Annotated in this window: 17 protein-coding genes; 12 read left to right on the top strand and 5 right to left on the bottom strand. The window is 50.3% G+C overall.

Annotation, left to right across the window (positions count from 1 at the left end; all coding sequences use genetic code 11):
* The first annotated feature begins 38 nt into the window (after window positions 1–38).
* Window positions 39–2,573, top strand: a complete 2,535-nt coding sequence (locus tag EH243_RS03280; RefSeq protein WP_126157209.1) for a penicillin-binding protein 1A — start codon at window positions 39–41, stop codon at window positions 2,571–2,573.
* Window positions 2,574–2,643: 70 nt separating this feature from the next.
* Here EH243_RS03280 and EH243_RS03275 read toward each other — a convergent pair whose 3' ends face one another.
* Both EH243_RS03275 and rpmE read right to left on the bottom strand, forming a co-directional pair.
* Complete coding sequence (locus EH243_RS03275) at window positions 2,644–3,915, bottom strand: malic enzyme-like NAD(P)-binding protein (protein ID WP_126157208.1); 1,272 nt, start codon at window positions 3,913–3,915, stop codon at window positions 2,644–2,646.
* Window positions 3,916–4,194: 279 nt separating this feature from the next.
* Entirely contained in the window at window positions 4,195–4,410 is a 216-nt protein-coding gene (gene rpmE / locus EH243_RS03270; protein WP_126157207.1) for a 50S ribosomal protein L31, read from the bottom strand.
* A gap of 227 nt (window positions 4,411–4,637) precedes the next feature.
* Between rpmE and EH243_RS03265 the strand changes: the two genes are divergently transcribed.
* The 8 genes from EH243_RS03265 to EH243_RS03230 all read left to right on the top strand — a co-directional run bounded on the left by EH243_RS03265 (window position 4,638) and on the right by EH243_RS03230 (window position 13,351).
* On the top strand, window positions 4,638–6,839 hold the full coding sequence (locus EH243_RS03265; protein ID WP_126157206.1) for a primosomal protein N': 2,202 nt from the start codon (window positions 4,638–4,640) through the stop codon (window positions 6,837–6,839).
* Window positions 6,840–7,015: 176 nt separating this feature from the next.
* A complete protein-coding gene (argS, locus tag EH243_RS03260; RefSeq protein ID WP_126157205.1) occupies window positions 7,016–8,701 on the top strand; it encodes an arginine--tRNA ligase in 1,686 nt (561 codons plus the stop codon).
* A gap of 12 nt (window positions 8,702–8,713) precedes the next feature.
* Window positions 8,714–9,394: an SPOR domain-containing protein gene (locus EH243_RS03255; protein WP_126157204.1), complete on the top strand. Its 681-nt coding sequence runs from the start codon at window positions 8,714–8,716 to the stop codon at window positions 9,392–9,394.
* Between the two features lie 101 nt (window positions 9,395–9,495).
* The gene (hslV, locus tag EH243_RS03250; protein WP_126157203.1) at window positions 9,496–10,035 is read left to right on the top strand and encodes an ATP-dependent protease subunit HslV; all 540 of its coding nucleotides are present in this window, start codon (window positions 9,496–9,498) and stop codon (window positions 10,033–10,035) included.
* A gap of 17 nt (window positions 10,036–10,052) precedes the next feature.
* Window positions 10,053–11,384, top strand: a complete 1,332-nt coding sequence (gene hslU / locus EH243_RS03245) for an ATP-dependent protease ATPase subunit HslU (protein ID WP_126157202.1) — start codon at window positions 10,053–10,055, stop codon at window positions 11,382–11,384.
* A 49-nt stretch (window positions 11,385–11,433) separates the two neighbouring features.
* Window positions 11,434–11,811: a gamma-butyrobetaine hydroxylase family protein gene (locus EH243_RS03240; protein WP_126157201.1), complete on the top strand. Its 378-nt coding sequence runs from the start codon at window positions 11,434–11,436 to the stop codon at window positions 11,809–11,811.
* Window positions 11,812–11,960: 149 nt separating this feature from the next.
* Window positions 11,961–12,722, top strand: coding sequence for a bifunctional demethylmenaquinone methyltransferase/2-methoxy-6-polyprenyl-1,4-benzoquinol methylase UbiE (ubiE, locus tag EH243_RS03235; protein WP_126157200.1), 762 nt, complete (start codon window positions 11,961–11,963; stop codon window positions 12,720–12,722).
* 5 nt (window positions 12,723–12,727) lie between these two features.
* A complete protein-coding gene (locus EH243_RS03230) occupies window positions 12,728–13,351 on the top strand; it encodes a ubiquinone biosynthesis accessory factor UbiJ (protein ID WP_126157199.1) in 624 nt (207 codons plus the stop codon).
* A gap of 96 nt (window positions 13,352–13,447) precedes the next feature.
* Here the strand turns inward: EH243_RS03230 and EH243_RS03225 are convergent, their stop codons facing one another.
* The 3 genes from EH243_RS03225 to EH243_RS03215 form a co-directional block, all read right to left on the bottom strand.
* Window positions 13,448–13,861: a CopD family protein gene (locus EH243_RS03225; protein ID WP_126157198.1), complete on the bottom strand. Its 414-nt coding sequence runs from the start codon at window positions 13,859–13,861 to the stop codon at window positions 13,448–13,450.
* Window positions 13,862–13,915: 54 nt separating this feature from the next.
* Complete coding sequence (locus EH243_RS03220) at window positions 13,916–14,578, bottom strand: fumarylacetoacetate hydrolase family protein (protein ID WP_126157197.1); 663 nt, start codon at window positions 14,576–14,578, stop codon at window positions 13,916–13,918.
* A 90-nt stretch (window positions 14,579–14,668) separates the two neighbouring features.
* Window positions 14,669–15,865 carry an MFS transporter gene (locus EH243_RS03215; RefSeq protein WP_126157196.1) on the bottom strand — a complete coding sequence of 399 codons (1,197 nt, stop codon included), beginning with the start codon at window positions 15,863–15,865 and terminating at the stop codon, window positions 14,669–14,671.
* A gap of 129 nt (window positions 15,866–15,994) precedes the next feature.
* Here EH243_RS03215 and EH243_RS03210 point away from each other — a divergent pair, with 129 nt between their 5' ends.
* The 3 genes from EH243_RS03210 to serA all read left to right on the top strand — a co-directional run bounded on the left by EH243_RS03210 (window position 15,995) and on the right by serA (window position 18,668).
* Window positions 15,995–16,879 carry a LysR family transcriptional regulator gene (locus EH243_RS03210; protein WP_126157195.1) on the top strand — a complete coding sequence of 295 codons (885 nt, stop codon included), beginning with the start codon at window positions 15,995–15,997 and terminating at the stop codon, window positions 16,877–16,879.
* 52 nt (window positions 16,880–16,931) lie between these two features.
* A complete protein-coding gene (gene ppnP / locus EH243_RS03205) occupies window positions 16,932–17,213 on the top strand; it encodes a pyrimidine/purine nucleoside phosphorylase (RefSeq protein WP_126157194.1) in 282 nt (93 codons plus the stop codon).
* A gap of 222 nt (window positions 17,214–17,435) precedes the next feature.
* A complete protein-coding gene (gene serA / locus EH243_RS03200; protein ID WP_126157193.1) occupies window positions 17,436–18,668 on the top strand; it encodes a phosphoglycerate dehydrogenase in 1,233 nt (410 codons plus the stop codon).
* The last annotated feature ends 5 nt before the right edge of the window (window positions 18,669–18,673 follow it).

The raw sequence follows: 18,673 nt of genomic DNA, 5'->3' as shown, positions 1-18,673 counted from the left end.
ACTCGGCAACAAAAACATTAACTTTAAATAGCTTATACATGAAATTATTGACATTGTTACTTAAGCTCGGCCTAAAACTCACCATCTTGGTCGCTTTTATCGGCGGCCTAGCGCTGGCCATAGCGTATTTTCACTACGCGCCAAAGCTCCCCGATGTCGAAACACTTCGCGATGTTCAGCTGCAAACGCCCCTGAGAATATACTCTGAAGACAATAAACTCATTTCAGAGTTTGGCGAAAAGCGCCGCTGGCCTATCAGCTATCAGCAAATTCCTCAAAATTACATCAACGCTTTGCTTGCCGCGGAAGACCGTAACTTTTTCAACCACATGGGCGTCGACATCAAAGGTCTATTCCGTGCGGTCTATCAATTAGCCAGTAGCGGCCGCATTCAAAGTGGCGGCAGCACCATCACGATGCAGGTTGCAAAAAACTACTTTCTCACCAGAGAACGCTCATTTGTCCGAAAATTCAATGAGATACTACTCTCTTTACGCATTGAACAAGAGCTAACCAAAGAAGAAATTTTCGAACTCTACGTTAATAAGATCTACCTTGGTCACCGCTCATACGGTATTCAAGCAGCCGCTAATATTTACTACGGCAAAAACATTGGTGAACTCAGTCTAGCTCAAGTAGCCATGATTGCAGGCTTACCTAAAGCGCCTTCTGCTTACAACCCAATCACCAATCCTAGCCGGGCGATTGAGCGACGCAACTGGATTCTTAAGCGCATGCACAGCCTGAGCTTCATTAATGATGAAGACTACAATAACGCCAAGAATGAGCCGGTAACGGCAGAGTATCACGGCACACAGATTGAACTGTATGCCCCCTTTGTTGCAGAAATGGTTCGCAATGAGTTATATCAATACTTTGATGAGAGTTTATACACCAACGGATTTCGAGTTTACACCACACTCAATAGCACGATGCAGGCAGCGGCCAATCAAGCTGTCGAAGATGGTTTATTAGCCTATACAGAAAGACATGGTTATTTTGGCGCCGAAAAGACAGCGGCAGCCGATCCATTAACCGATGAAAACATTATCGCAATACTGAATAAAGAACGCACTTTTGGTTCATTACAGCCAGCCATCGTACTGAGCACCGACCAACAACAGGCTGAAGTATTCATCAAAGACCATGGCCACGCCACTCTGACCTGGGATGGCATGCAATGGGCACGGGAATACAAAGGAGCCAACCGTTTAGGACGCAAACCTAAACTCGCCGCAGACATTCTCACCGCAGGCGACCTGATAAGAGTTCGGGCAGCAGCTGAAAACAGCTGGCGCTTATCGCAAATACCCCGAGTAGAAGGTGCGTTTACCGCCCTTTCCCCAAAAGATGGGGCGTTGCGAGCCTTGGTCGGCGGCTTTAATTTCAACCATAATAAATTTAACCGCGCGACTCAGGCGAAGCGCCAGCCAGGCTCTAACATTAAACCGTTCATCTATGCATCAGCATTAGAGCAGGGTTACACCCCCGCTACTTTAATTAATGACGCTCCGGTTGTACTCCATGATGGCGATCTAGAATCAAACTGGAGACCGCAAAACTACAGCAAAAAGTTTTACGGCCCCACCCGCCTAAGGGAAGCGCTATATAAATCAAGAAACCTCGTCTCTATTCGCATACTTAGATCCATTGGCATCGATACCGCCATTGAGTTTTTAACTCGCTTCGGCTTCGATAAAGACCGTTTGCCCAACAATCTTTCACTATCGTTAGGCACCGCCGATGTCACTCCACTGGAACTGGTCACCGGTTACGCGGGCTTGGCTAATCAGGGTTACAAAGTTACCCCCTATTTTATTGATCGAATTGAAGACACCGAAGGTAATATTCTTTATCAGGCACAACCGACAACCGTCTGCGCTGACTGCACCTACATCGCGGATAACTCTGCCGTGCCTGCCGACTTCAGCCTAATTCCTCAAGCGCCAACCACCATCATCAAAAGCACGGAACCTCAAAGCAATATCACCTCCCCTGCAATCGAGCCAGAAGAGACTCAAGAGAGTGAGCAAACCGTCCTAGCATCAACACTCACGGGACAACAGATTACCAACCGGCCCGTTGCCCCACGGGTCATGAAGCCACAAACCGCCTATATGATTTATAACATCATGCAGGACGTGATTACCCGCGGTACCGGACGACGCGCAAGAGTATTACAACGCTCAGACTTAGCCGGTAAAACAGGCACAACCAATGACCAGAAAGACGCTTGGTTCTCAGGCTTCAATAAAGACGTTGTCGCCTCCGCTTGGGTTGGCTTCGACCAACCAACCACACTGGGTCGTAGCGAATTTGGTGGCACTGCCGCATTGCCAATCTGGATCAACTTTATGGAAACAGCATTAGAGGGCGTTCCAGACTTACCTATCCCTAAGCCAAACGGACTAGTGAGCATTAGAATCGACCCCAAAACCAGCCTACGCGCTTACCCGGGACAAGAAAACGCTATTTTCGAGATATTCCCCGTCGCCAGCGTACCCACTGAAACAGCGAGAAACCCGTTACAGCCTAGCGCCGAAGGGACGACTCGGACAGAAGATATATTCTGATACCTTTTCGACACCATATTGCAGACACAAAAAAACCGGCCTCAGCCGGTTTTTTTTTAACCACTACCGCTTAACGATTCAGCAAAGCAGCGACTGTTGTCAGCGGATAATGAGCTGGCAATGGCAGACGCGCAACACCGGAATCAATCGCCGCTTGAGCTACTGCTTCAGATACAACGCCTAACAAACGAGAATCCGTTGGCTTAGGAATAATATACTGAGGGCCAAATTCCAAAGAATCCAGTTCGTAAGCATCGAGAACATCTTGTGGTACAGGTTCTTTAGTCAAACCCGCCAGCGCAAGTACCGCTGCAGCCTTCATCTCTTCATTGATTTCAGAAGCACGAACATCCAGCGCACCACGGAAGATGAATGGGAAACCCAGTACGTTGTTAACTTGGTTAGGATAATCAGAACGACCTGTCGCCATGATCACATCATCACGGACAGAGTGAGCCAGTTCAGGGGTGATTTCTGGATCAGGGTTAGCACAGGCAAAGACAACTGGTGTCGGCGCCATTTTAGCTAACTGCTCACCACTCAACAGATTAGGACCGGACAGGCCGACAAATACATCAGCACCTTCAATGGCGTCATCCAGCGTACGCTTATCTGTTTCAGAGGCAAAAGCCGCTTTTTGTGGTGTCAGGTTTTCACGACCTGAGTGAATCACACCGGTACGGTCGATCATGTAGATGTTTTCGACCTTAGCGCCCATATTCACTAACAACGTCATGCAAGCATTCGCGGCAGCACCGGCACCCAGACAAACAATTTGCGCTTCTTCCAGCGTTTTACCCGCAATTTCGAGGGCATTGATCATACCAGCCGCGGTAACGATAGCCGTACCGTGCTGGTCATCATGGAAAACAGGAATGCTGCAACGTTCAATCAAAGCACGTTCAATTTCGAAACATTCTGGCGCTTTAATATCTTCTAAATTGATACCACCAAAGGTATCAGCAATACGGGCAACAGTATCGATCAGCGCTTGTGGGCTTTCAGAGTCGACTTCAATATCAACAGAATCGATACCCGCAAAGCGTTTAAATAGCAGAGACTTCCCTTCCATAACAGGTTTAGAAGCTAAAGGTCCGAGATCACCAAGACCCAAAATGGCAGTACCGTTGGTAATAACGGCAACAAGATTTCCCTTGGCCGTGTAGCGGTATGCGTTATCAGGGTTTTCTGCAATAGCGCGCACGGGTTCAGCAACACCGGGGCTGTAAGCGAGGGCCAGATCGCGGGCAGACTCAGCAGGAGTAGTCAGTTCTACACTGATCTTACCCGGACGAGGGAACTCGTGATAATCGAGTGCAGCTTGTTTCATATCTTCAGACATGGTCGCGGTTCCAACTTAGTTATAGAAATTAGGACTTGGGATCATATAGAAAAGATCTCAGTCTCTCAACTGACAAAATAGCTCATATCTCTGAAAATTTATCGATATTCAGTGCATTTACTACTACTTTAGCGTGAACAAACAGAAATTACAGAGGCTCTATATAGCCAAATCAGGGGATACAACCAGTTATTCTTTAGATTCGTAAAAATCAGCCTAAATTGATCAGAAACAAAAAAGGCATCCCGAAGGATGCCTTTTTTAATTACAAAGTAGGTCTTACTTCTTAAGACCACGTCCGCCGAAACGCTTGTTAAAGCGATCAACACGACCACCGGTAGTCGCATCTTTCTGCTTACCAGTATAGAAAGGGTGGCACTGGCTGCAAACATCGATGTTAATGTCTTTACCAACCGTTGAACGTGTTTTAACAACGTTACCACAAGAACAGGTAGCGTTAATCTCTACGTATTCTGGATGAATATCTTTTTTCATTGGAACCTCAGTTGTTTTGTATGCCGCCACCTGATCTATTGCCAGGCACCGCATGCAGGCTTCGACTTCAATACGAAGCTAAGCCTTATAGGATTAAGGGCGAGCATTATACATACAGCTTTCTAGCCCAGCAAGCATTTAGATTCAGATAACAAAAGCACCGGTTAACAGCGAAAACAAAAAGACATACACTGTGCCATCCTCCCCTGATACGAGCCGTCCGTGTTATGCCCTATCTGCGATTAGCCATACCTTCACCGCTGCGTCGGCTATTTGACTACTTACCCCCACAAGGCTGTGATCTGGCGACACTGCAGCCCGGTGTTCGAGTCAAGGTTCCGTTTGGCCGCAGAGAAATCACCGGCGTATTGATTGAACTCGCTGAAACAACAGAGGTGCCACTCAACAAACTCAAGCCAGCCATCGCCGTGCTCGATGATGCGCCACCCATGCCTGACACCATATTTAAACTGGCACGCTGGGCCGGCAATTATTATCAACACCCGCTGGGCGATGCCTTGAGTCAGGCACTGCCGGTACTGCTTCGCAAAGGTGAGCCCTGCGAATATACCCATCAACACCTCTGGCGAGCTACCGCCGACGCCGACATTTCACAACTTGGCAAAACCGCCGCACGGCAGCGTGAGTTACTGCTCCTATTAATGGAGCACCCAAATGGCATCAGCGAAGGCGCCATTCGCGCCGAAGGAGGCCAGACCCCCTTATTAAAAAAACTAGTGGATAAAATGCTGGCAGAATCATTTATCCACAAGCCGAACCACACCGAACACAATGATCAGCCGCTGCATGAAGCGCCCTTAACGCTGAACGATGAGCAGCACCACGCGGTCAGCAAGATCACCGCAACCGAAGGTTTTAAAACCTATTTACTGCAGGGTGTGACCGGCTCCGGCAAAACAGAAGTTTACCTCCAAGCAATAGAGCACTACATACGCCAAGGTAAGCAAGCGCTCATTCTCGTCCCGGAGATTGGACTGACACCGCAAACCGTCGCCCGCTTTAAAGCACGCTTTAACCTACCCGTGGTGGTGTTACATTCAAATCTGACCGACAACCAACGGCTGGATGCTTGGCTGCAGGCAAGGGAAGGCGTTGCACGTATTATTATCGGCACCCGCTCGGCTATTTTCACCCCGCTGCGCAACCCTGGGGTCATCTTTATTGACGAAGAACATGACACCTCGTTCAAACAGCAAGAGGGGTTTCGTTACAACGCCCGTGACCTAGCAGTGATGCGCGGCCATCTCGAACAGATACCCGTGGTACTCGGCACCGCAACGCCCGCGATCGAAAGTCTCTACAATGCAAAACAGGGGCGTTATCAGTGGTTAAAACTGAATAAGCGCGCAGGCGATGCCCTACCGCCTAAATTCGAACTGCTGGATATTCGCCAACTCCCCTTACAGGATGGCTTATCCCAGCCACTTATCCAACAGATTAAAGGCCATCTACAACAGGGCACTCAGGTGCTGATCTTCCTGAATCGTCGCGGCTTTGCCCCGACGATGATGTGCCATGACTGCGGCTGGATAGCCGGTTGTCATCGCTGTGATGCGCATATGACGCTACATCGCAAACCCTATCACCTGCACTGCCATCACTGCGACAGTCAACGCCCCGTGCCTAATGTGTGTGATAACTGCGGTAGTCACGACCTCAAACCCGTTGGTGCGGGCACCGAGCGCACCGAAGAGTTACTGCAAGCGCTCTTCCCCGAGTTCCCCGTTATTCGAGTCGACCGAGATACCACTCAGCGCAAAAATGCGATGCAACACATCATGGACCGAGTGCACCAAGGTTTCCCCTGCATTCTGATTGGCACCCAGATGCTGGCCAAAGGCCATCACTTTCCCAAAGTCACCCTCGTCGCCATTCTGAATGCCGATAGTGGGCTCTTTAGTGCCGACTTTAGAGGTATGGAGCGTACCGCACAGCTGATTCTACAGGTGGCAGGCCGCGCCGGACGCGCCGATCACCCCGGCAAAGTGGTGATGCAAACCCACCATGCAGATCATCCAACCATCACCAGTTTAGTCACCGAGGGCTATGAAGCCTTTGCCGAGCAGGAACTTAGCCAACGTATTGGGGCGCACCTTCCCCCTTCTATCTATTGCGCCATGTTCAGGGCGGAAGCTAACCACCCAGGGCAGGCGGAACGTTTTCTCAACAATCTACGCAATCTACTCGCCGAGGATATCCTCCAGCCCCAAGGTATTCAGTGGCTTGGGCCACTCCCCTCGCCAATGGAGAAACGTGCTGGGCAGTTCCGCGCCCAACTGGTCCTACAAAGCCATGATCGCAAGGCACTGCACCAACAACTGCACAATATTATTTGCCAAGTCGATAGTGATCCAGAGGCACGAAAGGTCCGCTGGTCAGTCGATGTCGATCCGGTGGATATGTTTTAGCCACAAATAAACCCGCCGGGGGTTAACAAAAGGCAGCTGAAAAGGGATAATACGCGGTCTTTTTTACAGACAACTGCGCAGTTCGGGCGTAATAAGCCCCGAGTCGGTTTTTAATGCGACCTGTTCACCTGCGCCTTTGCATCTGACTCCAGAATATAACCCGGTATCTTTTGAGCATGAAACAACACATTGCGGACCTGATTAATACTGCCCTGACCTCGCTGATTGAAGACGGCACACTGCCGGCCGACACTCAGCCTCAAATCATGGTGGAAAACACCCGCGACAAGTCTCACGGAGATTTCGCCTCAAATATTGCGCTAACACTGGCCAAAGCGGCCCGCAGTAATCCCCGCGAACTTTCACAAAAGATATGCGCTGCACTGCCTGCTTCTGAGAATGTTGAAAAAACAGAAATTGCCGGCCCAGGCTTTATTAACTTCTTTGTCAGCGACGCCTCCACCGGCAACCTGATCAAAACTATTCTGCAAGAAAATAGCAATTACGGCCGCAACAACGATGGCGCGGGCAAAAAAGTGCAGATCGAATTTGTCTCCGCTAACCCAACCGGCCCACTGCATATCGGTCATGGACGTGGCGCGGCGGTCGGCGACTGCCTGAGCCGTCTGATGGAAGCGACCGGCTGGGATGTTACCCGTGAATTTTATTACAACGATGCCGGTCAGCAGATCAACAATCTGGCACTGTCTGTACAAGCACGCTGCAAAGGCCTGACACCGGAAGACCCGAGCTGGCCTGAAAATGGCTACCGTGGCGACTATATTACCGACTTAGCCAACAGCTTTATGCGTGGTGACACTGTTCAATCAGCCGACCAAAGCTTCACCGGCACGAAAGATGCCGATGATCTCGAAGGCATTCGCCACTTTGCTGTTGCCTACCTACGTCACGAACAGGATCTCGACCTAAAAGCCTTTGGCGTCGATTTCGATGTCTACTTCTTGGAGTCCTCGCTGTATAACGAAGGCAAAGTCGAAGAAACCGTACAAACGCTGATCAAAAACGGCTTTACCTATGAAGAAGGCGGTGCACTTTGGTTGCGCACCACCGACTTTGGCGATGATAAAGATCGTGTGATGCGCAAAACCGATGGTGGTTACACCTACTTTGTACCCGATGTCGCTTACCATATGAACAAATGGCAGCGGGGCTTCGACACCGTGATCAATGAACAGGGTGCCGACCATCACAGCACCATCACCCGCGTCCGCGCCGGATTACAAGCGCTTAATGCGGGCATCCCTAAAGGCTGGCCCGATTATGTCTTGCATCAGATGGCGACCGTTATGCGTGGGGGCGAAGAGGTTAAAATCTCCAAGCGAGCCGGTAGTTATCTGACCTTGCGTGACCTGATCGAAGAGGTCGGCCGCGATGCCACCCGCTTCTTCCTCGCGGCACGTAAATCTGACAGCCATCTGAATTTCGATATCGATCTGGCCCGCTCAGAGTCCGCCGACAATCCGGTTTACTATATTCAGTATGCCCACGCTCGGGTCTGCTCAATCTTCCGTAAACTGGCTGAGAACAAACAGCAGTGGGATGAAGCGACCGGCCTGCAAGCACTGGATCGACTAGAACTGGAATCAGAAAAACGTCTGGCGATTAAGCTCGGCCGTTATCCTGAAGTGGTTAAGCGCGCCGCCGACATCCGCGAACCGCACTTGATCGCCACCTACCTGTATGAACTGGCCAGCGATTTTCATACCTACTACAACTCAGAGAAAACCCTGGTTGAGGATACCGATCTGCGTAACGCACGTTTGACCCTCACCGTGGCGATACGCCATGTGTTGGCCAACGGCCTAGACCTACTCGGCGTTAATGCACCCGATCTGATGTAAGAAGGCAAACCCATGGCGCGCAAAGACTTCGCAAAAAAACGCAACAGTGGTTCGGCAGCTAGCCGAACCACTCGCAGTAGCGCTAAGAGTAAAAGCGCGCCGATCAAAAAGCCGTTCCCCTGGGTGCGGTCGTTTATCAGCCTACTATTCTTAGTCGGGTTTGGTTATACCCTGTGGCAGTTAACTTCGGTCAAACCCGACAGCAGCGCCACGACTACCTCAGCTAAACCCTCAACTCAATCACCGGCACCGTCGACAAAACCGGTCGCTAAAGCCGTAAAACCCAAACCCACTCAGAAAGCTCCCACCAACAGTTCAAGCAGTAGTCAAAACCCTGCGTTACCCGTTGAAGAGCAGTCTGAACGGTTCGGCTTCTATGAGATTCTGCCCGATAGCGAAGTGGATACGGCGAATGTTAAACCGTATAAATCGACACCTAAGAGCGCTAAGTCCAAGCATACCTATGTACTGCAAGCCGGCTCGTTCCAAAGCAGTAAAGATGCCGACCAACTCCGTGCCCGCTTGATTCTTGAAGGCCTACCGAGCGTCCGAACAAAGCGCGTCACCAACAGCAATGGCAGTATTTGGTATCAGGTACTCGCCGGGCCATTCGAGAACCGCTCTATGTTAAGCAAGGCAGAAGACCGGTTGGTGAGAATGAATATTCAGCCGCTCGTCCGACAAATCGACTAAATCCTTTCGTCATCGGTTATTGATAACCTTGAAATAACCGCCTGCGCTCCCATATCTATACTCATTGCAAATTGAGTACACCTATTCGGGAAAACGCACCCATGACCACAATTGTTTCTGTACGTCGCGACGACCAGGTCGTTGTTGGCGGTGACGGCCAAGTATCCCTCGGCAACACCGTAATGAAAGGCACCGCCCGCAAAGTCCGCCGACTAGCAAAGCACGATGTTATCACCGGCTTTGCCGGCAGCACCGCCGACGCCATCACCCTGCTGGACCTCTTTGAACAGCAACTCGAGAAACATCAGGGCAATATTTTCAATGCTGTGGTCAGCCTAGCCCGCGAATGGCGTGGCGATCGGGTATTGCGCAAACTCGAAGCACTGATGTTAGTGGCCAACAAAGATAAAACCTACCTTATCTCAGGCAGTGGCGACATTATCGAACCCGAAGATGGCGTAATCGCGATCGGTTCCGGTGGCAACTACGCCTTAGCGGCCGCCCGCGCTCTCGTCGCTAATACCGAGCTGAACGCTAGAGACATTGTCGAAAAAAGCCTCCAGATCGCTTCAGAGATCTGCGTATTCACCAACGCCAATCTAACGATTGAGCAGCTGCAATCCACCGCAGCCCAAGCCTGAACAGAGAGAACTGACAGATGTCCAATATGACTCCCCGTGAAATTGTTTCCGAACTGGATCGACACATTGTCGGTCAAGCCGATGCTAAACGCTCTGTTGCCATCGCGCTGCGTAACCGCTGGCGCCGAATGCAGCTAGAGCCCGAGCTGCGTGCCGAAGTCTCACCGAAAAACATTCTGATGATCGGCCCTACCGGAGTGGGTAAAACCGAAATCGCTCGGCGTCTGGCCAAGCTCGCCAACGCCCCTTTTATTAAGGTTGAAGCCACTAAGTTTACCGAAGTGGGCTATGTTGGCCGTGATGTCGAAACCATCATCCGCGATCTGATCGACATGGCGATCAAGATGCTGCGTGAGCAGGAGATGGACAAGGTTAAATTCCGCGCCGAAGATTCCGCCGAAGAGCGTATTCTTGACGCCTTGCTGCCACCCGCACGGCCAACCGGTTTCGATGACAAACCGGAACAAAAACCCGATAGTGCCACCCGCCAACTGCTGCGAAAACAGCTACGGGAAGGCAAGCTAGACGACAAAGAGATCGATATAGACCTAAGCCAAGCGCCGGTAGGTGTAGAGATCATGGCCCCTCCAGGCATGGAGGAGATGACCAGCCAGCTGCAAAGCATGTTCTCCAACATGGGCAACAACAAAACCAAGAGCAAACGCATTAAGGTTAAAGACGCTCTGAAGCAGGTAATCGACGAAGAAGCCGCCAAGATGGTTAACGATGACGACCTAAAACAGATGGCGATCGATGCGGTTGAACAGAACGGTATCGTCTTCCTCGACGAGATTGATAAGGTCTGTAAACGGGAAGGTACCGGCGCTGACGTTTCTCGCGAAGGGGTGCAGCGCGACCTGCTACCACTCATCGAGGGCAGCAATGTGACGACTAAATATGGCACCATCAAAACCGACCATATTCTGTTTATCGCCTCCGGTGCTTTCCACCTGTCGAAGCCTTCCGATCTTATACCTGAGCTACAGGGTCGATTGCCCATCCGTGTTGAACTTAAAGCCCTAACACCGGATGATTTCCGCCGCATCCTGACAGAACCTAACGCCTCGCTGACCGAGCAGTATCGCGCACTGCTAGCCACCGAAGGCGTCACCGTCGAATATACACAGGACGGTATCGACCGGATCGCTGAGCTGGCCTATCAGGTGAATGAAAAGACCGAGAATATCGGTGCCCGTCGCCTGCACACCATGATGGAACGGCTCCTGGAGGAGATCTCCTTTACCGCCTCCGATAACGCCGGTACAACCATCAACGTCAACCGTGAGTTTGTCGATCAGTACCTAGCCGAATTGAGTCAGGATGAAGATCTGAGTCACTATATTCTGTAATCCCACCCCAAGGTGACGGAGCCCAGCGCTCCGCCACCGGAGTCTGCTCATGAGTGCACCACTGCCTAAAGACATCAAGTTACACGCAAAATCGAAAACCCTTGAATTGATCTACAGTGATCAAGAACAATTTGAACTAAGCGCCGAATACCTGCGAGTTCACTCTCCCTCTGCCGAAGTGCGTGGCCACGGCATTGGTCAGGAAACCTTGCAAACCGGTAAACAGCTGGTCGGTATAAAGGGGCTGGAAGCCGTCGGCAACTATGCGTTAAAGATCATCTTTGATGATGGTCATGATAGCGGCCTATTCACCTGGGAATACCTCTATGACCTGTGCCAAAATTACGAGACCTATTGGGATCGTTACCTCAAAGCACTCTCCGACGCGGGACAAACGCGGCACGGTAATATGATCGCCAGAGGTTAGACCCTATCATCGTGCCAGAATCAGCTAACGAGCAGGGGCAACGCCCCATTTCGACTAAGCTAAGTCAGTAGATGATGTAAGAGTAAAGACAATTGCCTGCTGCAAAGGTAGAATGCGGCAACGCGAATTATGCAGATTACAGGTTTCCCATGACTGACCAGAAAGATTCTCAGGACAAAACCCACTTCGGCTTCGAACAGGTTAAGGTCGACGAAAAACAGGACAAGGTTGCTGACGTTTTTCACTCTGTCGCCAGCAAATACGACATCATGAACGATCTGATGTCAGGCGGGGTTCACCGAATCTGGAAACGTCTGACAATCGAGCAAAGTGGTGTACGTCGCGGCCATAAAGTATTGGATATTGCCGGCGGCACAGGCGATCTCACGATGCGCTTCTCCCGCTTAGTGGGTGCCGAAGGACAGGTTGTCCTCGCCGACATCAACGATTCCATGTTAAAAGTGGGTCGTGACCGCCTGATGGATCGAGGCATCACCGGTAATGTGGAATTTGTGCAAGCCAACGCGGAAGCACTGCCCTTTCCCGACAACACCTTCGATTGCATCACCATCGCCTTTGGTCTTCGCAATGTGACGTTCAAAGAAAAGGCCTTGGCCTCCATGGCACGGGTGCTGAAGCCCGGCGGTAAAGTGATGGTGTTGGAGTTTTCCAAAACCAATAACCCTCTGCTCACCAAAGCCTATGACCTCTACTCCTTTAGCCTGCTACCCAAAATTGGCAAGCTGATCGCGGGCGACGAAGAAAGTTACCGCTACCTTGCGGAATCTATCCGTATGCACCCCGACCAAGAAACCCTTAAAGGGATGATGGAAGAAGCCGGCTTGAGCCAGTGTAAATACCAAAATATGACCGGTGGCATTGTCGCCCTTCATACCGGCATCAAGCCATAACCGTTATGACTATCGAAACGATCAACGCGACACTGCTCACCGTCGCAGAAGCAGCCATCAACCGGCTGCTACTGCTCAACCCCGAGACCGTTGATCAACTCGGCGAATTGAGTGGTCGCGTGATTGCTATTCGGCTCACCACCCCAGCCATAGCGCTGTCACTGCAGCCGAGTTCCGACGGTATTCAGATCGATATGATTGAACGGGATGAAGCCGATGTAACCCTCAGCGGCAGTGTCTCAGATTTCTTACGCTTGCTGAATGCTGCTGAAAGCAGTGACGCGATGTTTGGAAAAAGCATTCACCTCAGCGGCGATAATGCACTAGCTAACCGCTTCAGCCAAATTCTGATCGATGCTGCATTAGATTGGGAAGGTATATTAGCGCAAATACTGGGTGACCTACCGGCCCACGAATTGACGCGTTATCTGAAATGGAAAGCGGGATTTTATCTCAACACCGGCAGTAGCCTGATGCGTAATGTTGAGGAATATCTAAAAGAAGAGCTACGGTTATTACCCAGCCGCGCCGAAATTAATCATTTTACCGCTGAGACCGACCGTCTGCGCCAGGAAACCGAACGGGCTAACGCACGAATTGAACGACTACGCCACAGACTCAACCGCTAAACCCAAGGATTTAACCGCCAACACCTCGTCAAAACAGCAAAAAAAACCGCCGCCGCAATAGCAGAGACGGGCTTGATCATCATATCGAAAGCGAACTCAGAACGGTTTAACCACCACGAAGATCAAAATGGGTATAAAGATCAGCAGTGGCATCTCATTAAACCATCGGAAATAACGACCGCTATTATCCAGTGTCCCCGCCCGCACCTTTTTCAGGTAAGCAAAACACCAGAAATGGTAGCCAAGTAACAAACCGACAAACAGCAACTTCGCATGTAACCAACCACCCGAAATGCCATAGCCAAGCCAAAGCCACAGGCCGAATCCCAACGTAAACAGCGCCATGATCGACATAAAGCCGAACAACTTACCGGCCATAATGGCTAACCGAGCCACATCCTGCCCCGCTGCACGTCCCTCGACATAGTGCACAAAAATACGCGGCAGATAAAAAATACCCGCCATCCAACTGGTCATTGCCAGTATATGGAACACTTTAACCCACAGCATCAGTATGACTCCTCATATACTCGGCCTTATTTCCGACGTACTTAAGTGATTAATTCAGATCGCCTGAGTTTCAACCCGCAACCGCTCGCCCAACTCAACCACTAACTTATCCCCAGGATTCACTTCGCCAACACCTGCAGGTGTGCCTGTCAGCACCACGTCACCGGGTAACAGAGTAAAGTAATGGCTCATATAGGCGATCAGTGGATATACCTTATTCAGCATATGGCTACTATTACCATCCTGTCGTATTTCGCCATTAACGGTTAAACGAATCTGTTGATCCTGAAGATCCCCCACCGCCGACAACTCAATAAAAGCAGATAGCGGGCATGAACCATCAAACCCTTTAGACTTTTCCCACGGATGCCGCTGTTCTTTCAACTTACTTTGCACATCCCGCAATGTCAGATCGAGCCCCAGCCCCACTCCAGCAACCGCCGCTTCAATCTCATCGTGGGTCGCATTTTTCAACGGCTGACCGATCAGTATGGCCATCTCTGTTTCAAAATGTACCGAACCAAAATCCACTGGCACCGTGAAAGGCTCGGCCATGGACACCACCGCGGTAGAGGGCTTGATAAAGAGCATGGGGGTCGTTGGAATCGGATTATTCAGCTCGGCCGCATGATCGGCGTAGTTCCGCCCAACACAGACCACCTTGCCCACTGGAAGATCGGCATCGGTGCCATCTACATACTGATGTTTATACTGCATAATCACTGCTCCATCCCCTTAGGAAGTCTTTTAATAAATTCGGCACCGCCGTCAAATGAAACCTGATCGAAGCACCGAGAACTCAGTGATTCAATGGGCTTTGATCATACCTCTGGCACTCAATGAGCTCAATGCTAAGGTTAACGAGAAGGTCACCGATAAAACAATTATCGAACCGAGCACCACACCTTCCCAGCCGAGCCACTGCCAGAAGGGATCGAGGTAGAATCCGCCGCTACTGGCTCCGAGATAGTAGAACACCAGATAGAGGGATGAGGCACTGGCGCGGGCGTAGGTTGCTTGGCCGCTGACCCAGCTACTGGCACTCGAATGAGCAAAAAAGAAACCAAAACTGTTGATGAAAAAACCGAGAATAATCAACGGCAAATGACTACTGAGAGTCAATAAGCTTCCCCCCATTAGAATCACAATCCCCACTTTAATACAGTTTAGCTGACCCACCCGCAACGCTACCCGTCCAGACAAGGTTGATCCAACGGTACCGGTCAGGTAGGTCAAAAAGAGCAAGCCGATCCAGATCGGACTCAGATGGTAGGGCGCATCAGATAGCACAAAGGTGATATAGCTATACTGATTAATAAAGATAAAAAAGTTCAGCCCGCCAATGAGATACACCAATAGCAACAGCGGGTTCGTCAGGTGCCCCTTCAGTTGCGAGAGCATGGTTGGCAGATGTAAAGGTTGCGGCGAAAACTGCTTAGAGGCCGGTAGCAGCCACCAAAACAGCAACCAACAGACAACACTCACCACGCCCATGACCAAAAACAGGTCGGCCCAGCCGAGCCACTCTCCGACAAAACCACCGATCAACCGTCCGGAAATGCCGCCGATGGAGTTACCGCTGATATATAAACCGACCGCCAGCAATAAGGCTTTACGTGAATACTCATCCCCCATATAGGCGATGGCAATCGCCGGCAATCCACCAAGGAAAAGGCCTTGTAAGCCCCGCAAGACGACTAACGAGGTAAAACTCTCAGCTTGCGACAACATCAGAGTACAAAGGCAGGCGCCCGCCATACTCAGCAACATCAGTGACCGTCGTCCTAACGCATCCGACAGTGGGCCATAAAACAGCAGCGATAATCCCAAGGTCAACGTCGTGATGGTAAATGACCAGCCAACTTCCAAGGTAGTGAGTGAAAACTCCTGCTGTAACTCAGGCAGAATCGGCTGCGTCACATAGACATTGGCAAAAATCATAAACGAGCCAATACACAAAGCGACCGTGGCCCGCCAAAACTGTTTACTACCCGCTTCAATCATGTGAGTGCTCTCTATTAAAGATGCCTCAGACTAGCAGCAGATTCACAATCACAGAAATATATAAAAATGATAATATTGATAAATTATTGTGATACTTTAACTTTTAATCATAACCGTTGAGGTAACCCTGTGGATATTCGCGCTCTACGTTGCTTCCAAATGGTGGCGCGGGAAGCTAACTTCACCCGTGCAGCCGAAAAACTACTCCTTGCCCAACCCGCCGTAAGCATGTCGATCAAACGACTGGAAGAACAGCTAAGCCTGCAGCTTTTTCACCGCACGGAACGCCGCATTACCCTCACTGACGAAGGCGAACGGCTGTTATTGCATGCCGACAAAATACTCCAAGCGGTGACTGACGCAGAACTCGAAATGCAGGAACTCACGGGGCTATCTAGAGGACAGGTGCGGATAGGTATTCCCAGTATGCTCGGCTCTTATTATCTGCCGGAACTGCTGATGGGTTTTCGCCACAGCTACCCGGATATTCAGCTATCGGTGGTTGAGGGCGGCACCACCCATATCCGCAAACTCATCGAACAGGGGGAGCTAGATATTGGCATCGTAGTCGATGATGGTAAACCGGATGAGCTAGAGAAAACCCACTTACTGCAAGAAGAGATTCTCGTATGCGTCAGCCCCGATCATCCACTCGCCCAACAATCCAGCGTTAGCTATACCCAGTTTCTCAATGAAGAATTGGTGTTGTTCAAAGAGGGGTTTTTCCATCGACAGGTGACTGAACAGTTGGCAAAGCAGTACCGCATCCCCCCAAAAATAGCCTTTGAGACCAACCTGATACCCTTAATCCAGTCGGTCGTTCGCCATGGTTTTGCCATCTCCGCCCTACTCCGTCCCGCCATCGATGATGCCCGCGACTTAGTCGGTCTTCCCTTTGAGCAGCCCATCCTCTTTGACCTAAGCATCGCGTGGCGTCAACAGAGTTATCTATCCAGAGCTAACCAAGCCTTTGTTGATTACCTCCTTAAACATCCAACCACCTCAAATAGATGACAATGTCACTAAAGAAATCTACTATAGCGCTCCCATTTATAGGAGTAATACAATGCTGACCGTGAACGAATACTTTGATGGTGCGGTAAAATCTATCGGCTTTGAAAATACGGAAGGCAAAGTCACTTCCGGTGTGATGGCAGCGGGCGAATATGAATTCGGCACCTCTGAAAACGAACTGATGAAAGTAATCAGTGGTGAACTGCTCGTGAAACTACCTAACAGTGATGAGTGGCAGTCTTTCCCTAGCGGTACAGAGTTCCGCGTCGCTGCGAATCAAACGTTTCAACTGCAGGTAACACAACCGACCGCTTACCTCTGCGTTTATAGCTGAATTTAGCCCGCAATCGGCGAGAAAACATGAGCCCGAGTCACTCTATTTTTCATTAAGTGATTTCGGTTCATGTTTGTTTGCATAAAAATTCACCATACACCCGCCCTCAGCCTCGCCCTTTTGCGATAACACTGTGTTAACATAGCGCCCCTTTCTTTTATCGGCTAATCCGAGGATACCTGCCACACACAGGATCATCCCACTTAAAAAGAGATCCATATCATGAGTCCAAAAACCTCTCTGGAAAAAAGCAAGATCAAGATTCTGCTGCTGGAGGGCGTGCACCAGTCAGCATTGGATACCCTGAATGCGCACGGCTACACCAATATCGAATACCTCACTGGCTCCCTGCCAGAAGAAGAACTGATTGAGCGCGTTAAAGATGTTCACTTTATCGGTATCCGCTCCCGCACCCAGCTGACCGACAAAGTATTTGATGCGGCCAAAAAACTGGTCGCCGTCGGTTGTTTCTGTATCGGTACCAATCAAGTCAACCTCACTGCGGCAACCATGCGCGGCGTGGCGGTGTTTAACGCACCCTTCTCTAATACCCGCTCAGTTGCTGAGCTAGTAATCGCTGAAGCGATCCTGCTGCTGCGCGGTGTTGCTGAGAAGAACGCTAAAGCACACCGAGGCGAATGGCAGAAGTCGGCCAAAAACTCTTATGAGATTCGCGGTAAAAAACTGGGGATCGTTGGTTACGGTAGTATCGGCTCTCAATTGAGCGTGATCGCTGAAGCCATGGGGATGCATGTTTACTTCTACGACATCATCACCAAACTGCCACTGGGTAATGCGACTCAGTTGGGTACGATGAAAGAGCTGTTAGCGACCTGTGATATCGTCACCCTACACGTGCCAGAAACCCCATCAACGAAAGACATGATGGGCGCTGCGCAATTTGCCGAGATGAAGCAGGATTCAATCTTCATCAATGCGGCGCGCGGCACCGTTGTTGTGATCGATGAGCTTTGCAAAGCACTGGCTGAAAAACGCCTGCTTGGTGCCGCTATCGATGTATTCCCCGTTGAGCCACGCTCAAACGATGATGAGTTTATCTCTCCACTGCGCGAATTCGACAATGTGATCCTAACTCCTCACGTGGGCGGATCAACCTTGGAAGCTCAGGAAAACATCGGTTATGAAGTCTCCGAAAAACTGATCAAATACAGTGATAACGGTTCTTCTATTACCTCTGTTAACTTCCCTGAAGTGGCATTGCCAGAGTATCCAAACGTGCACCGTTTACTGCACGTTCATGAAAATATTCCCGGCGTGATGAGCGCGATTAACAACGTATTTTCTGAAAACGATATCAACATTAGCGGCCAGTACCTGCAAACCAACGAAAAAGTGGGTTACGTAGTTATCGATGTTAATGCTGAAACCTCTAAGATTGCTCTCAGCAAACTAAAACAGGTTAAAGGCACTATTCGTTGCCGTCGCCTATTTTGATTGCA

Source organism: Amphritea opalescens, from assembly GCF_003957515.1.
GTDB lineage: Bacteria > Pseudomonadota > Gammaproteobacteria > Pseudomonadales > Balneatricaceae > Amphritea > Amphritea opalescens.
The sequence above is the reverse complement of the archived record's forward strand: the minus strand, read 5'-3'. Positions and strand labels throughout refer to the sequence as shown.

Bases quoted from the DNA above. Each gene is read 5' to 3' on its own strand.
- EH243_RS03280 (WP_126157209.1), top strand. From the start codon at position 39: ATGAAATTATTGACATTGTTACTTAAGCTCGGCCTAAAACTCACCATC.
- EH243_RS03275 (WP_126157208.1), bottom strand. From the start codon at position 3,915: ATGTCTGAAGATATGAAACAAGCTGCACTCGATTATCACGAGTTCCCT.
- rpmE (WP_126157207.1), bottom strand. From the start codon at position 4,410: ATGAAAAAAGATATTCATCCAGAATACGTAGAGATTAACGCTACCTGT.
- EH243_RS03265 (WP_126157206.1), top strand. From the start codon at position 4,638: ATGCCCTATCTGCGATTAGCCATACCTTCACCGCTGCGTCGGCTATTT.
- argS (WP_126157205.1), top strand. From the start codon at position 7,016: ATGAAACAACACATTGCGGACCTGATTAATACTGCCCTGACCTCGCTG.
- EH243_RS03255 (WP_126157204.1), top strand. From the start codon at position 8,714: ATGGCGCGCAAAGACTTCGCAAAAAAACGCAACAGTGGTTCGGCAGCT.
- hslV (WP_126157203.1), top strand. From the start codon at position 9,496: ATGACCACAATTGTTTCTGTACGTCGCGACGACCAGGTCGTTGTTGGC.
- hslU (WP_126157202.1), top strand. From the start codon at position 10,053: ATGTCCAATATGACTCCCCGTGAAATTGTTTCCGAACTGGATCGACAC.
- EH243_RS03240 (WP_126157201.1), top strand. From the start codon at position 11,434: ATGAGTGCACCACTGCCTAAAGACATCAAGTTACACGCAAAATCGAAA.
- ubiE (WP_126157200.1), top strand. From the start codon at position 11,961: ATGACTGACCAGAAAGATTCTCAGGACAAAACCCACTTCGGCTTCGAA.
- EH243_RS03230 (WP_126157199.1), top strand. From the start codon at position 12,728: ATGACTATCGAAACGATCAACGCGACACTGCTCACCGTCGCAGAAGCA.
- EH243_RS03225 (WP_126157198.1), bottom strand. From the start codon at position 13,861: ATGCTGTGGGTTAAAGTGTTCCATATACTGGCAATGACCAGTTGGATG.
- EH243_RS03220 (WP_126157197.1), bottom strand. From the start codon at position 14,578: ATGCAGTATAAACATCAGTATGTAGATGGCACCGATGCCGATCTTCCA.
- EH243_RS03215 (WP_126157196.1), bottom strand. From the start codon at position 15,865: ATGATTGAAGCGGGTAGTAAACAGTTTTGGCGGGCCACGGTCGCTTTG.
- ppnP (WP_126157194.1), top strand. From the start codon at position 16,932: ATGCTGACCGTGAACGAATACTTTGATGGTGCGGTAAAATCTATCGGC.
- serA (WP_126157193.1), top strand. From the start codon at position 17,436: ATGAGTCCAAAAACCTCTCTGGAAAAAAGCAAGATCAAGATTCTGCTG.